Source organism: Bradyrhizobium sp. USDA 4353 (assembly GCF_054063215.1).
In genome coordinates this window covers 4,472,004-4,484,588 of record NZ_JBSSGB010000001.1, presented here as the reverse complement: position 1 = coordinate 4,484,588, position 12,585 = coordinate 4,472,004, and the positions used below count along the sequence as shown (strand labels likewise).

The following is a 12,585-nucleotide window of genomic DNA, read 5'->3' as shown; positions in this document are numbered from 1 at the left end:
CGCAGCCGGAATGCCGCAGAACGATCGTCGCGGACATCGCGAGACCATCACATCGACGGCATCTCATGGCGCCGTCAACCGGCATGAAGGATGCTTCTGCTAGGTTGATGCCCGGAATCGCGGCAATGGGGCACGGCGTGGCCTCGTCCGTGAATGGCGTTTGCGTGGAGATGATGGTGCTGGACATGTTGATGGGACGCCGTCAGGGCGGAACAGACGGCGTGAATGTCGGGCTCGGGACGATCCGCAAGCCGGTGATCGGGTTGGCGCTCGGCGGCGGCGCGGCGCGCGGCTTTGCTCATATCGGGGTGATCCGCACCCTGATGGCGCATGGCATCGTGCCCGACGTGGTCGTGGGAACCTCGATCGGCGCGGTCGTCGGCGGCGCCTATGCGGCCGGCCAGCTCGACACCCTGGAGGAATGGGCGCGCAGCCTGCAGATGCGCAATGTGCTCGGCTATCTCGACATCCGGCTCAACGGCTCCGGCCTCATCGGCGGCGAGAAGCTGGCGGCGCAGCTCGAGGCTTCGCTCGGCCGCGTCGCCATCGAGGAGCTGCCGATGAAGGTCGCGACCGTGGCGACGGAGATTCGCACCGGGCACGAGATCTGGCTCACGCATGGCAGCCTGGTCGACGCGATGCGCGCCTCCTACGCCCTGCCCGGCATCTTCGCGCCGGTTCTGATCGGCGACCGCTGGCTGGTCGACGGCGCGATGGTCAATCCGGTGCCGGTGTCGGCGGCGCGCGCGCTCGGTGCCGAGATCGTGATCGCCGCGAATCTGTCGAGCGACGTGTTCACGCATTCGACGACGATCTATTCGCATGGCCAGCCGGTGGAGGTGCCGGAGACGGTGATGGAAAGCGCGCCGCAGAAGCGGCGCTTCCGCCGGCTGTTCTCGCCGGAGCGCGCGGTGAAGCGGCAGTTCTTCGGCGAAGGCGGCCGGCCGGGGATCTCATCGGTCATGGTCGATGCCTTCAACATCATGCAGGACCGCATCACGCGCGCGCGGCTCGCCGGCGATCCGCCGGACCTCTTGATCTCGCCGCGCGTCGGCCAGATCGGCTGGTTCGATTTTCATCGCGCGGCCGATCTCATCGCGTTCGGCACCAAGGCGGCCGAACGCGCGCTGGATTCGATCCATGAGGCGATCGGCGCAACGGCGCCGGCCGCCGGCGGAGCGCCTACGCCGTCTTGATGTATTGGCGCAGCGCTTCCTGCTCGGTCTCGTATTCCTGGACGCGCCACTTCACGACGTCGCCGATCGAGATCAGGCCGACCACGAGACCGCCTTCGATCACCGGCAGATGGCGGAACTTGCCGTTGGTCATGGTCTCCATGAGCGAGGCGACGGTGTCGGCCGGCTTGCAGCTCACGACCCGGCGCGTCATCACGTCCGAGACCGGCTCGGTGAGGACAGAAGCGCCGCGCTCGCCCAGCGCGCGCACGATGTCGCGCTCGGAGAGAATGCCCTCCATCCGCGTGCCCGACATCACCAGCACCGCGCCGATCTTGCGCTCGGCGAGCAGCCTGGCGGCGTCGGCGAGTGAGGTCTTCGGGTCGACGCTCTCGACCTGATGGCCCTTGATGTCGAGGATCGCACGTACTGTCATTGCTCGTCTCCTTGAGAGGCCGATGCGCCTTCTTGCGCGAGGCGTCGTTGCGGCCGATGCCTGCAGAAGTCTTCAGTTCAAGCGAGTTCGATGGTCACGAGTGCCAATCAACAGCTGGCAATCAAGAGGTAGCAATGCCCCAGTCGCGTTCTGGTTGCGCTGCGCTCGGCAGGCCCGGCCGATGGCCACGAAAACAGCCTGCCTTATTTGCCCGGAATCGTGCCCCGGTTGCATGACTGCAAATGATGAATGAAATCACCCGCGCCCGCAAGCGCAGTTGAGCGGCAACTAACTGTCGACCGGCTCCGACGGCAACGCAGGTGCAGCATCCTCACGCACATGCGGGATCGGATCGAACAGCGCAAACAGCACCAGTCCGGCAACAAAGCCGCCGATATGCGCCTGCCAGGCGACATCGGCACCATCAGCGCCAGGCGTGAGGCCGAAGGCGCCGAACAGGATGTTGACGCCGAACCACACAGCCAGGAAGCCGAGCACACGCGGATTGCGCAGCGCACGCGACAGCGACAGCGCCGGCACCTTGGCCGCCGCATCGGCATCGCCGCGGCCGAACGACAGGAAGCCGCCGCGCACGAAGGCAAAGCGCATCGCCGCCGCCATCGCCCCGGACACCGAGGCCGAGGCGCCGATCATCGACGCCAGCGCATGCTCATGGGTGAGGAGATGGGCGAGCGCGCCCGCCGCCGCCGTCACCGCCATGAACAGATAGAACCTCATTGCGCCGAACCGGCGCGCCAACGCGCTGCCGAACGGCAGCAGCCACAGCACGTTGAAGCCGATATGCGTCAGATTGGCATGCAGCAGCGAGTAGCTGACGAAGGTCCAGATCTTCGCCGGCGTGCCGCCGGGGAACGCGCCGTCGAGCAGCGTCTGGTCGTATCGTTTCGGGACAAAGGCGAACAGGTCCAGGATCCAGCCGTCCCACTCCTCTGGCAGCAGCACGCGCAGATGGATCACGGCGATCAGGGCGATATAGGCCGTCAGCGCGCCCGGCAGGTTCAAGACGGGCTCGCGCGCGGCCTGCAACGGCGGATCTTGGGTGACGTCTGACGGAGAATCCAACGGGCCGCACGCCTTCGACGAGAGGAACAGATCTGTCAGATAGGCGGCTTTGGCGGATTTGTGCAAGCGCACACATGCAGAGTTGATGTGCGGCCCAATGGCTCGCGGGCGCGAAACGAGCAGGCTCGAAAAGAAAAGAGGGAGAGCCCTGAGAAAGCTCTCCCTCGCAAGATTCGCCGGCTTTGTTTGCGCGTCCGGAGAGCCCGGGGTTGTTGTCCCCACCCCTCCCCGTCGCGACGACCGGACTTGTTTGACGCCGCCTTCGTGTACCTCTACCGGTCGCGGCGGACCTCGTCCGGCCGCGATGGCATGAACGCTTTTTTAACGATCCCCCGTCCGGCGCCAAGCACATCGTTAATTTAACCTTAACGCGCGGAAGGTCGGGGTAAAGCCGGCACGATCGCACCATCGGCATGGACGCTGCAAAGCCCCTCCTGCACAAACAACCAGGGAGGCGCCTGGACGAAAGCGGGACAGCGATGTCCTGACGACGTCGAGGGCGCGAGGGGTCCATCCGATGAAACATCCGTCCAATCGCGAGCTCTTCGCCTATTGGAACGACAGACGCGGCCATGCCAAGGCGCCCGAGCGCGGCGACTTCGAGCCGCAGGCCGTGCGCGAGCTGCTTGGCGACATCTTCGTGCTGTCGTGCGATCTCGACAGCGGCTTTCCGTTCCGGATGGCGGGCACGCGGCTGTGCGCCCTGCTCGGCGGCGACGTCAAGGACAAGAGCTTCGCCGCGCAGTTCTCGCACCAAAGCCGTCGCGAGATCGAGGAGATCGCGACCGTGGTCTGCGAGGAGACGCTTCCCGCCATCGCCGGCGTGAGCGCGCAGGCGCCCGATCGCACGACGGCGCATTTCGAGCTGTTGCTGTTGCCGTTCGCCATGCGCGCGCATGAGCCGATCAGCCTGACCGGCCTGCTCGCCCCGTTCGAGACGCCGAAAGGCGCGCTCGGTCCGCTGGAGATGGTGTCGTGGCGCTACGTCCATCCGCCGGTTCAGCCGATCGTGCCGCGCGCGCTGCGCAAGCTGGCGCTGGCGCGTGGGCTGATGGTGTATGAGGGCCTGCGCTGATCTCAGATCGCCGTCGGAGCTCGCATCCGAGCTGCGACGGCGTCATGCCGCGCCCCGCCTCGCGCAAAGCGCGAACAACATGAACGCCCGCAGCGCTGCGATAACGCTGAATTAACCGTGCAGCATTTAGTTTCGTTGCTGGATCGTCCGGTCCTGTAAAGAGCCGGCTTTGAGTGGCGAAACATGGCGTTGCCGAACATCAAACAATCCCTTCCGGCCGCCGAGGAGCGCCGCCGTTTCCAGCGGGTCAAGGTCCACCTGCTCGGCCGCTACATGCTGCCGGATCGCCGTGAGTTTCCCTGTCAGGTGATCAACATGTCGCCCGGGGGTCTCGCGCTGCTCGCGCCCGGCATCGGCAATGTCGGCGACCGCGTGATCGCCTATCTCGACCATATCGGCCGCGTCGAGGGCAAGATCACCCGCATCATCGACAACGGTTTTGCGATGACGATCGGCGCCACCGCCCGCAAGCGTGACAAGCTCGCCGCGCAGCTGACCTGGCTCGCCAACCGCGACATCCTCAATCTGCCGGAGGATCGCCGCCACGACCGTATCATTCCGCGCAACCCGATCGCGGTGCTGACGCTCGAGGACGGCACCAAGATGACCTGCCGCATCATCGACATGTCGCTGTCGGGCGCAGCCATCGCGGCCGAGACCAAGCCGCCGCTGAAATCGCAGGTCATGCTCGGCCGCGTGCAGGCGCGCGTGGTGCGAAATCTCGAAGGCGGCTTCGCCATCGAGTTCATGCACGCGCAGCTCGCCGAAACGCTCGAAGAGAGCGTTACCGCGCGGTAAAGCCGCAACTCGCCCAAATCCCGCAACTCTCCGGAGCACACGGCGCCCGCCACCACGGGCGCCGTGTGGCGTTCGACGACCGCACGTGGCGGCCGGCGCAGTTAATACGCAGCCTGAAACGCATCGATGAGACTGCAATCACAGCGGTCCGCACCTTAATGCAGCGCATTTGAATCAACTCCGATCGATTCAAATTTTACGCTTATTTGATTCAACAGATATTCGAATTATCGCCTTGTTTGAATTGGGTTTTCGTCAAATCCATCGTGGCGATTTAGCGGCAGCGAAAAATCTTTGTGAGACACATGGTCCCAACGAAAACGGGGGCCAAAATGGTCAAGCGGACGGGACAGGCGAAGGGATTGGCGGTCGCAGCCATCCTGATGGCGATGGGGACGATGGCGCATGCCGGTGATGACCGGGTGCTCTATGCGAGCCTTGGCGACACCACGCGGGCCCCGATCGGCTGGATCGAGTTCTGCACCGAGACCCCTGAGGAATGCCGCGGCGGCGCGTCGCAGCCCCGCGACATCGTGCTGTCCCAGACGGCCTGGCGTGATCTGCTAAAGGTGAATCGCTGGGTCAATGAGAACGTCAAGCCCATCACCGACATGGACCATTGGGGCGTGGTCGAGAAATGGTCGCTGCCGACTGATGGCTACGGCGACTGCGAGGATTATGTGCTGCTGAAGCGCAAGCTGCTGATCGATGCCGGCTGGCCCCGCGAGGCGCTGCTGATCACGGTGGTGCGCGACAAGAAGGGTGAAGGACATGCCGTCCTCACCGTGAAGACCGACAAGGGCGAATACGTGCTCGATAATCAGAACGAGAACGTCGTCGCCTGGACCGAGACCGGCTACCGCTTCGTCAAGCGGCAGTCGCAGAGCGACCCGAACGTCTGGGTCTCGCTCGGCGATGGCCGCCCGGCAGTGGCCACCGCAAGCGCAAGAGAGCGCTGACGCGTTCGAGAGCGCTGAACCAGAGGCGAGACAGAATTCGAGTTACGCGACCCGGTCACATCCCCACCCCTCCCCGTCCCAGACCGGTTCGCGCGCGGCCAGCTCTCCCCCAAGGGCTGGCCGCACCTTTTTTTGCGGCGGCCTTCATGACCGCCGAGCATGGAGCGGCTGTCTTGAACGGGCGGCTGCTGGATGGCATCAGGTGCTCGCCCCATCCTGACCCAACTTGTTTTGGCCTTGCTTTGACGATATGTCGCAGGCGGGGCGCGGCGATCGCCGGCCAACCTTGTTTTCCCTCGACGGTCGGGTTTAGGTTGTCGGCATGATGATGATCCTGCGAAGCGCGGCGCTCGTGGCTGCAGCCCTGACCCTGGCGAACTGTTGCATGTCGGGCAGCGGCTGCTCGGGCCCGCTGGCCTCGGCCAACACGCCGGCCATGGCTGCTGCAACGCCTGCGGCCACACCCGCCGCGATGACAGCACCGCAGGCCGGAATGGGCGCCGCCGATTGGGACGGCCGGGTCGCCTCCTCCGAGGCCGACACCGACATGGTGATGGAGCCCGACATCGGCGCCGCCCCGCGCAAGACCGGCAAGCGCCGCGGCGACTCGCGCGTCGACGTGATGTCCTCGCAGTCGGGGGCGAGCTCTCGCGGCCGGATGAGCTGGGAGGAGGAACAGGCGGCCGATCTCGCCGACGAGACCCGCCTCAAGCAGAAGCTCAATATCTGCCGGAACTGCAACACGACCCAGTAAGCCGCTGACGCGGCTCGGTTTCAACGCGTCGGCCGAGACCGGCTGACGGCGACCTGCTCTCACGGCGAGGATGCCGCCGGCGGCGCTTTTGCGGCTTGCCGGCCTCTCTTTTGTCAGATTTGCTCATAAAGTCCTGCCGTCGGGATCGGCATGGCTGGGCATGCGTTTTGCTGCTCATAGGCTGCTCCCGCCGAGCATGCCTTTCTGGGCCGCTCCATTTTCCGGAACGGCCTTCCGAAGCTTTTTCGTTAGGGTGGTTTCGTGATGGATCCGGTGACGCGCGACACCAGACGTTATCTCGACAAGTCCGGCGCCAGCGCCGTCAAGAGCACGCAGCCGATTGCGCTCGCCGCCGCCACCCTGCTCGTGCTGGTCGCCGGCATCGGCGGCATCCTGCTGTGGCGCGCCTATGGCGGCTCACCGGTCGAGGCGGAGCGCGGCGCGGTGACGCGACAGCTCCAGGCGCGCACGGTTCAGGCGTCCGAGCAGTTGGTGGAGAAGACCAAGGGCCTCGAGGCCACCCAGCAGGAATCGATCGACCAGCTACAGATGATGCAGGAGCAGTTGCAGAGCATGCGCCAGTTGCTCGCTGCCCAGCAGGCCGACTCCAAGCGTCTGTCCGAGCAGGTCCAGACGTTGCGGGACTCGATCGACGGCCTGCGCCAGTCGTTCGCCAGCACGCAATCCTCCGAGCAGGCCTCGCCGCCCCCGCGCAATCGCAACATCCGCGAGCGCGCCCATGCGAGCCGCAGCGGGCACCGGCATCGCCGCAGCCGCGGTTAGTCGTTAGTCCTTAGTCGTAGAGCCGGTACAATCCCTGCCGAAAATTCCCGGTGGCTTGTGAAGTGCTTCACATAGCGGGCCGCGGATTCGGGCCATCTTGTGATCACCGGATGGCGAGCCAATTTCAGGATGGCGCAGGGCCAATTTCGATCCGGGGCTGGCAAGGTCGTCGGCGCCATACTGCGCCGACGGCCTTGTTCTTTGTAGGCCCCCTTGACCGCATAACCTGCTCGGAACTGCGCTGTGCGCACGGCGCCCTCGCCGGCTGGTGACTTGCTTTTCACAGCCGCTTCTCGGCTGAATGCACGCCTCACCCGTGGAGAGAAGCCGCCATGTCCGCCGACCCCGCACTGACGTCCGACGTGATCGGACTGACCAAAGTCACCCCATTCTCCCGCCGCGGCTTCATGACCGCGTCCGCAGCCGTCACCGCCGGCTACACGCTGGCCGCGGGCCCCGTCCGGGCCGAGGCCATCACCACCGACACCAACGGCCTCAATGCCGGCGACGCCAAGGTGAAGGTCGCCGACGGCGAGATGCCGGTGTATTTCGCCAGGCCGGCCAGCGCCAGCAACCCGCCCGTCATCCTGGTGGCGATGGAGATCTTCGGCCTGCACCAATACATCAAGGACGTAACGCGACGCCTCGCCAAGCTCGGTGCGCTCGCGGTGGCGCCCGACTACTACTTCCGCAGTGGCACCGAGCTCACCAAGATCAGCGACATCAAGGACCTGCTCCCGATCGTGAATGCGAAGCCTGATGCCGAGCTGCTGTCGGATCTCGACGCGACGGTGCCCTGGGCCAAGTCACAGGGCGGCGACACCTCGCGGCTCGGCATCGTCGGCTTCTGCCGTGGCGGCCGCAATGTCTGGGAATATGCCGCGCACAATGCCGGCCTGAAGGCCGGTGTCGCGTTCTATGGTCCGCTGATCGATCCGCCCAATCCGGCCTGGCCAAAGAGCCCGACACAGCTCGCGCCCGAGATGAAGGCACCCGTGCTCGGTCTCTACGGCGAGGCCGACACCGGAATTCCCGTGACCAGCGTCGAGGCGATGAAGGCAGCGCTCGCGGAGAACAAGAAGACCGCGGAGTTCAAGCTCTATCCCGGCGCGCCGCACGGCTTCCACGCCGACTACCGCCCGAGCTACCGCAAGGAGGCGGCGGAGGATGCGTGGTCGAAGATGCAGGCGTGGTTCAAGAGGTACGGCGTGCTGAGCTGATCGACACCCACGTAGGGCAAAGCGGCCGCCGTCAGGCGGCTGCGTGCCCACCGCAGGCCCGCGAACTCATCAGCAAGCGGCATGGTGGGCACGGCGCTCGCAATCTCGCGTGCGGTGACAGCACAGGAGCGCCTTTGCCTACCCTTACGCGCGAGCGTCACGGCTAGATCATGATGCGTTTCGGCGGAAACGCATCATGATCTTATCTCTTTGTTTGAGCATGATCTTTTCGGAAAACCGGTTTCCACTTTTCCGGATCATGCTCTAGCGCCGACGACGGACCTTCGCCGGCTGCCGGGCGCCCTGCTCGAGCTCCCAGGCCATCCAGACCAAAGCGGCGCCGAGGCTGACGACGACGCCCATGAAGACGAAGGTGAGTTCAGGGGATGTGAGTGAGTTCATCATGCCTGGATTCCATGCAAGCGTTGCGCCAGCTCTTGCTCCATGGCCGCGTCGTGCATCGCAGCGGCAGGAAATGGTGACGGGATATCGTTAAGGCGAAGTGACTGGCCAACGCGTCACCCCATCAGCAGGTTCACCGCTCACTCACAGACTTCAACGGGGCGAAGGCGCCAGCCATGCGCTGTCCGCACGCGCTTTTTCACGACGTAGCAGCCGCCGAGGTCTTCATAGGTGTAGGGGTAGTAGTCGTAGGGATAGCCGCCGTAATAATAGGGATAGCCGAAGCCAAAGCCGATCCCGAAGCCTGGGCCAAAGCCGTGGTGGTAGAAGCCGTGATGAAATCCGCCGTAATGAAAGCCGCCGCGGGCCGACGCCGTGCCAGGCGTCACGAGCACCGCCAGCGCAGCGGCCGCCAGCAATCCCATCCAAGTCTTACGCATCGATCCGTCTCCAAATTCAGCCCGCTTCAGCGGCAATGATCACGGCCATTGCAACGCAGATGTCTTAAGGCCTCATTTGGAACAGCTCGCGGGCAGCGGCGCTCACATCTGCGCGATCTGATGTCTGATCGTCACGTCAACGGCCGCAGCAACGATCAGCAACCGCGGCAGATGCTCTTCACTGTCTGATCGACCTTCCGGTTCTCGCGCTGGATCTCGGCATCGTCAGTGGCATCGCCCGTACGGTTGGGTCCGGTCGCGCCGGTGCCGCCGGCGGCGCCCCGGCCGGCGCCGGTCGTCACGCCGGAATTGCCCGACGACGAGCCGGATCCGCTCGCGCCCGAACCGCTCGACTGCGCAGTGCCGAGGCTGTTGGTGCCGTTGGCGCCGGCCGCCCCAGGTTGCGACAGCTGCGCACCATTGTTGATCCCGTTCGGGTTGCCTGTCGTGTTGCCGAGGCCGGCGGCATTTCCGGAGGCCGCGCCACCAATGCCGCTCGTCCCTGCTCCCGCCGTCCCGGTCGTGGTCCCGGCATTGGGCGCACCGGCCGCGCTGGAGCTGCTGCCGCCAGCTCCGCTGCTGGCAGCGCCGCCGCCCGCTGCCGCGCCACCACTGGCCGCACCACCGGCGCTTGCACCGCCGCCCGCGCCACCTCCCCCGCTCCCGCCACCGCCACCACCGCCGCCGCCTCCACCACCCTGGGCGAAGACGGCCGTCGCCGCGGTAAGACCTGCAATCACGATCAATGCGCGCAAGGAATGTCTGGTCATCGGAGGCTCTCCCTTTACGCTTCAACCCGACCGGGCAGGCCGCGTTCCGGAACCAACGCTGACGGGAGAGGATTGATGGCGCGAGGAGAGCAAGGACAGGTGCGCAAGCTGATCGCCTTCGACGAGGACACGTTCGACAAGCTCAAGCAGCTCGGCCGCGACCAGATGCTCGGCCTGCAGGATCTCGCGGATGAGGCCTTCATGGACCTGCTCGAGAAGCACGGCGTGCCGGCCGACCTGAAGGACGCGCTGCGCCGGAGCGCGGCGGAGGACGCGACCGACGACGACACCCCACCCGCACGCAAGGTCAAACCGAAAACCAGAGTCCGCCCCACACGCAAGCAGAGGAGCAAGATCTCAGCATGAGCACCGACCCCGATCCGTTCGAGCAGGGCGAGCGCGCCGCGCGCGAGAACATTCCGGCCGAGGCCAACCCCTATCAGGACGGCAGCGAGCAGCATGCGCTCTGGGCGAGCGGCCATGAGCGGATCGCCAGCGCGCGCGAGGCCAGCGAGTCCGAGGGGACGTGAGCCGGGCGTGATCAGCATATCGCTGATCAGACAGCCTCAGCCGATCTTCTTCAGGCCCTTGGTGTAGCGCGGTCCCTTGGCGACATAGGCCTTGGCCGCGATGCCCATGCGCTCGACCTGCGCCGGCTCCAGCGTGCGCACGACGCGCGCGGGCGCGCCGATGATCAGCGAATATTCGGGAAAGTCCTTGCCCTCGGTGATGATCGCGCCGGCGCCGACGACGCTGCCGCGGCGGATATGCGCGCCGTTCATGATGATCGAGCCCATGCCGATCAGCGCGTCGTCCTCGACGGTGCATCCGTGCAGGATGACGTTATGGCCCACGGTGACGTTGCGGCCGACGCGAAGCGGAAAGCCGGGATCGACGTGACAGGTGGCGTTGTCCTGGATGTTGGAGCTCTCGCCGATCTCGATCACGTCATTGTCGCCGCGAATGACCGCGCCGAACCAGACGGTGACCTCGCGGGCGAGCTTCACCCGGCCGATCACGGTGGCATTGTCGGCGATGTAATAGTTGCCGTCCGCCGGCAGCTCGGGCGCCTGCCCGTCGAGTTCGTAGATGGCCATCGAGGTCTCCCATTCGCGGGAGACCTTGGCACAGCGAGAACGACGAATTCAAGCAACCGCGGCGCTTGCGCGCTGCGCCCGGAACTCAGGCCAGCACGCCGGCGGCGCGCAGCGTCATCACGATGAAGGTGCCCGACATCATGCTCCAGAAACCGGCGATCACCGTCGCCAGCATCACGAACTCGAAACGGCGCCGCTCGATGCGGGCGCCGCGCAGCGTGTTGCGCATGATGATGAAGGGCGCGGCAAAGACCAGGAACGGCACGGCGGCGAAGCGGCGCGGGGTCACGCCCTCCTGCAGCAGCTCGAAGCCCGGCGGCCGCTCGGCATAGGCCTGATAGCCGCTGGCCAAGGCCCCCGCCAAGGCAAACCCGATCAGGAGCGAGAACAGGGAATTGAACGCCTCTGCCGACATCGTACGCACTCACACAAACTTGCAGAACTGCCCGATGCTGGTTTGGCAAAATCCAGCGCCGCCCGCCACATTATCCTTAAGAAAGGGTTAATCCAGCCTGCGGCAAATGTGCGGTCCGTACCGGTAAGATTCTGCAGAAAGTCGCATCGCCGTGGCATAGTCGCGGCTGATTCGCCGTCGAGATCCCCGCCCGCATGACGATGTTTTCAGTCCGCAGTGCCCGCCCTTCGAACGGACACGGCCATGCCGTGCCGATCGCGATCGGCTGCGCGTTGGCGGCATCGGCCGTGGCCGTGGTCGCTTATCTGTTGTGGCCGACATGGCAGGCCGGCGCCTTCAAGGGGCCCGAGCGCCTGCCCGTCAGCATCGGCGGGACCATCTTCAACGTGCCCTCGGCCGCCATCCGGGTGAAGATCCAGCGCCACACCGGCCCGCAGGAGCGGGTCGATCTCGGCTTCGACTATCCCGCCCTCACCCCGCCCGAGGCGCCGCATCACGTCTCCGCCGACCAGGTCGACCAGGCGCCGCATCCGATCGATCGCATCTTCGTGTCGATCTCGGCGCATCACGACGCGCTGTCGCCGGAGGCGCGGCTGAAGACGATCTATCCGCGCTATCTCAACACTGCGCCCGTGTCGGTGCAGGACGGCTTGACGATGCGCGGCTTCCGCGCCGGCACGCCCTACGATGTCGAGGACCTGTTCATGGCGGACCAGCCGGCGCTGGTGGCGCGCTGCACCCGCGACGCAGCCACCCCCGGCATGTGCCTCAGCGAGCGCCGCATCGACGGCGCCGACCTCGTGTTTCGCTTCCCGCGCAGCTGGCTGTCGCAATGGCAGGACGTCGCGACCGCGATGGATCGGCTGACCGCGCAGATGCATGCGGTGAAGTAGCTGGGCGTGGCCAGCTTACCGAACTCATAGGCTCATCACCACTGCGCTTGAACTTCGGCTGACGAGCCTCAAGAGATTGGCGCGGTGCTCATATGTGCGCCCTCTCCCCTTGCGGGAGAGGGCATGTAGGAAAGCTCAACATATTCGGTTGGGTGAGGGGTATCTCTCCACCAACGTTGCTTGCGGAGAGATACCCCTCACCCGACCGCGTACGTGGAAAGGCCGAACATGCCCTCTCCCGCAAGGGGAGAGGGCGCATTCGCTTGCACCGCGCCCGCAGTTGTA

Annotated in this window: 17 protein-coding genes; 10 read left to right on the top strand and 7 right to left on the bottom strand. The window is 65.6% G+C overall.

All coding sequences use genetic code 11. The features are described from left to right. The first annotated feature begins 176 nt into the window (after window positions 1-176). Window positions 177-1,196: a patatin-like phospholipase family protein gene (locus tag ACVILH_RS20160; protein WP_456714451.1), complete on the top strand. Its 1,020-nt coding sequence runs from the start codon at window positions 177-179 to the stop codon at window positions 1,194-1,196. Here the strand turns inward: ACVILH_RS20160 and ACVILH_RS20155 are convergent. Together ACVILH_RS20155 and ACVILH_RS20150 are read right to left on the bottom strand one after the other, a co-directional pair. Beyond that, entirely contained in the window at window positions 1,183-1,611 is a 429-nt protein-coding gene (locus tag ACVILH_RS20155) for a CBS domain-containing protein (RefSeq protein ID WP_456714450.1), read from the bottom strand. The genes ACVILH_RS20160 and ACVILH_RS20155 overlap by 14 nt on opposite strands. A gap of 288 nt (window positions 1,612-1,899) precedes the next feature. After that, window positions 1,900-2,694 carry a rhomboid family intramembrane serine protease gene (locus ACVILH_RS20150; RefSeq protein ID WP_456714449.1) on the bottom strand — a complete coding sequence of 265 codons (795 nt, stop codon included), beginning with the start codon at window positions 2,692-2,694 and terminating at the stop codon, window positions 1,900-1,902. Between the two features lie 517 nt (window positions 2,695-3,211). On the opposite strand from ACVILH_RS20150, the gene ACVILH_RS20145 reads away from it, so the two are divergent. From ACVILH_RS20145 to ACVILH_RS20120, 6 genes are all read left to right on the top strand, one after another. Further along, window positions 3,212-3,769, top strand: coding sequence for a PAS domain-containing protein (locus ACVILH_RS20145; protein ID WP_456714448.1), 558 nt, complete (start codon window positions 3,212-3,214; stop codon window positions 3,767-3,769). A gap of 183 nt (window positions 3,770-3,952) precedes the next feature. Further along, window positions 3,953-4,567 (top strand): PilZ domain-containing protein, encoded by a 615-nt coding sequence (locus ACVILH_RS20140; protein ID WP_456714447.1) that lies wholly within the window; start codon window positions 3,953-3,955, stop codon window positions 4,565-4,567. Between the two features lie 332 nt (window positions 4,568-4,899). Beyond that, window positions 4,900-5,526, top strand: coding sequence for a transglutaminase-like cysteine peptidase (locus tag ACVILH_RS20135; protein WP_456714446.1), 627 nt, complete (start codon window positions 4,900-4,902; stop codon window positions 5,524-5,526). 322 nt (window positions 5,527-5,848) lie between these two features. Continuing rightward, window positions 5,849-6,280, top strand: a complete 432-nt coding sequence (locus ACVILH_RS20130; RefSeq protein WP_456714445.1) for a hypothetical protein — start codon at window positions 5,849-5,851, stop codon at window positions 6,278-6,280. A gap of 264 nt (window positions 6,281-6,544) precedes the next feature. Beyond that, on the top strand, window positions 6,545-7,063 hold the full coding sequence (locus ACVILH_RS20125) for a hypothetical protein (protein ID WP_456714444.1): 519 nt from the start codon (window positions 6,545-6,547) through the stop codon (window positions 7,061-7,063). Between the two features lie 407 nt (window positions 7,064-7,470). Continuing rightward, entirely contained in the window at window positions 7,471-8,283 is an 813-nt protein-coding gene (locus tag ACVILH_RS20120) for a dienelactone hydrolase family protein (RefSeq protein WP_456717030.1), read from the top strand. A gap of 264 nt (window positions 8,284-8,547) precedes the next feature. Here the strand turns inward: ACVILH_RS20120 and ACVILH_RS20115 are convergent, their stop codons facing one another. The 3 genes from ACVILH_RS20115 to ACVILH_RS20105 form a co-directional block, all read right to left on the bottom strand. Beyond that, window positions 8,548-8,688 carry a hypothetical protein gene (locus ACVILH_RS20115; RefSeq protein WP_456717168.1) on the bottom strand — a complete coding sequence of 47 codons (141 nt, stop codon included), beginning with the start codon at window positions 8,686-8,688 and terminating at the stop codon, window positions 8,548-8,550. A 137-nt stretch (window positions 8,689-8,825) separates the two neighbouring features. After that, window positions 8,826-9,125, bottom strand: a complete 300-nt coding sequence (locus tag ACVILH_RS20110) for a hypothetical protein (RefSeq protein ID WP_456714443.1) — start codon at window positions 9,123-9,125, stop codon at window positions 8,826-8,828. A gap of 155 nt (window positions 9,126-9,280) precedes the next feature. Continuing rightward, on the bottom strand, window positions 9,281-9,895 hold the full coding sequence (locus tag ACVILH_RS20105) for a hypothetical protein (protein WP_456714442.1): 615 nt from the start codon (window positions 9,893-9,895) through the stop codon (window positions 9,281-9,283). A 75-nt stretch (window positions 9,896-9,970) separates the two neighbouring features. On the opposite strand from ACVILH_RS20105, the gene ACVILH_RS20100 reads away from it, so the two are divergent. Next, the gene (locus tag ACVILH_RS20100) at window positions 9,971-10,261 is read left to right on the top strand and encodes a hypothetical protein (protein ID WP_456714441.1); all 291 of its coding nucleotides are present in this window, start codon (window positions 9,971-9,973) and stop codon (window positions 10,259-10,261) included. After that, on the top strand, window positions 10,258-10,425 hold the full coding sequence (locus ACVILH_RS20095) for a hypothetical protein (RefSeq protein WP_006611190.1): 168 nt from the start codon (window positions 10,258-10,260) through the stop codon (window positions 10,423-10,425). The genes ACVILH_RS20100 and ACVILH_RS20095 overlap by 4 nt, the downstream gene beginning before the upstream one ends. A gap of 36 nt (window positions 10,426-10,461) precedes the next feature. Here ACVILH_RS20095 and ACVILH_RS20090 read toward each other — a convergent pair whose 3' ends face one another. After that, window positions 10,462-10,992 (bottom strand): gamma carbonic anhydrase family protein, encoded by a 531-nt coding sequence (locus ACVILH_RS20090; RefSeq protein ID WP_456714440.1) that lies wholly within the window; start codon window positions 10,990-10,992, stop codon window positions 10,462-10,464. A gap of 85 nt (window positions 10,993-11,077) precedes the next feature. Next, a complete protein-coding gene (locus ACVILH_RS20085; protein WP_006611188.1) occupies window positions 11,078-11,407 on the bottom strand; it encodes a DUF6949 family protein in 330 nt (109 codons plus the stop codon). A gap of 194 nt (window positions 11,408-11,601) precedes the next feature. On the opposite strand from ACVILH_RS20085, the gene ACVILH_RS20080 reads away from it, so the two are divergent. Beyond that, the gene (locus tag ACVILH_RS20080; RefSeq protein ID WP_456714439.1) at window positions 11,602-12,300 is read left to right on the top strand and encodes a hypothetical protein; all 699 of its coding nucleotides are present in this window, start codon (window positions 11,602-11,604) and stop codon (window positions 12,298-12,300) included. The last annotated feature ends 285 nt before the right edge of the window (window positions 12,301-12,585 follow it).

Bases quoted from the DNA above. Each gene is read 5' to 3' on its own strand.
- ACVILH_RS20155 (WP_456714450.1), bottom strand. From the start codon at position 1,611: ATGACAGTACGTGCGATCCTCGACATCAAGGGCCATCAGGTCGAGAGC.
- ACVILH_RS20145 (WP_456714448.1), top strand. From the start codon at position 3,212: ATGAAACATCCGTCCAATCGCGAGCTCTTCGCCTATTGGAACGACAGA.
- ACVILH_RS20140 (WP_456714447.1), top strand. From the start codon at position 3,953: ATGGCGTTGCCGAACATCAAACAATCCCTTCCGGCCGCCGAGGAGCGC.
- ACVILH_RS20135 (WP_456714446.1), top strand. From the start codon at position 4,900: ATGGTCAAGCGGACGGGACAGGCGAAGGGATTGGCGGTCGCAGCCATC.
- ACVILH_RS20130 (WP_456714445.1), top strand. From the start codon at position 5,849: ATGATGATGATCCTGCGAAGCGCGGCGCTCGTGGCTGCAGCCCTGACC.
- ACVILH_RS20125 (WP_456714444.1), top strand. From the start codon at position 6,545: ATGGATCCGGTGACGCGCGACACCAGACGTTATCTCGACAAGTCCGGC.
- ACVILH_RS20120 (WP_456717030.1), top strand. From the start codon at position 7,471: ATGACCGCGTCCGCAGCCGTCACCGCCGGCTACACGCTGGCCGCGGGC.
- ACVILH_RS20115 (WP_456717168.1), bottom strand. From the start codon at position 8,688: ATGATGAACTCACTCACATCCCCTGAACTCACCTTCGTCTTCATGGGC.
- ACVILH_RS20110 (WP_456714443.1), bottom strand. From the start codon at position 9,125: ATGCGTAAGACTTGGATGGGATTGCTGGCGGCCGCTGCGCTGGCGGTG.
- ACVILH_RS20105 (WP_456714442.1), bottom strand. From the start codon at position 9,895: ATGACCAGACATTCCTTGCGCGCATTGATCGTGATTGCAGGTCTTACC.
- ACVILH_RS20100 (WP_456714441.1), top strand. From the start codon at position 9,971: ATGGCGCGAGGAGAGCAAGGACAGGTGCGCAAGCTGATCGCCTTCGAC.
- ACVILH_RS20095 (WP_006611190.1), top strand. From the start codon at position 10,258: ATGAGCACCGACCCCGATCCGTTCGAGCAGGGCGAGCGCGCCGCGCGC.
- ACVILH_RS20090 (WP_456714440.1), bottom strand. From the start codon at position 10,992: ATGGCCATCTACGAACTCGACGGGCAGGCGCCCGAGCTGCCGGCGGAC.
- ACVILH_RS20085 (WP_006611188.1), bottom strand. From the start codon at position 11,407: ATGTCGGCAGAGGCGTTCAATTCCCTGTTCTCGCTCCTGATCGGGTTT.
- ACVILH_RS20080 (WP_456714439.1), top strand. From the start codon at position 11,602: ATGACGATGTTTTCAGTCCGCAGTGCCCGCCCTTCGAACGGACACGGC.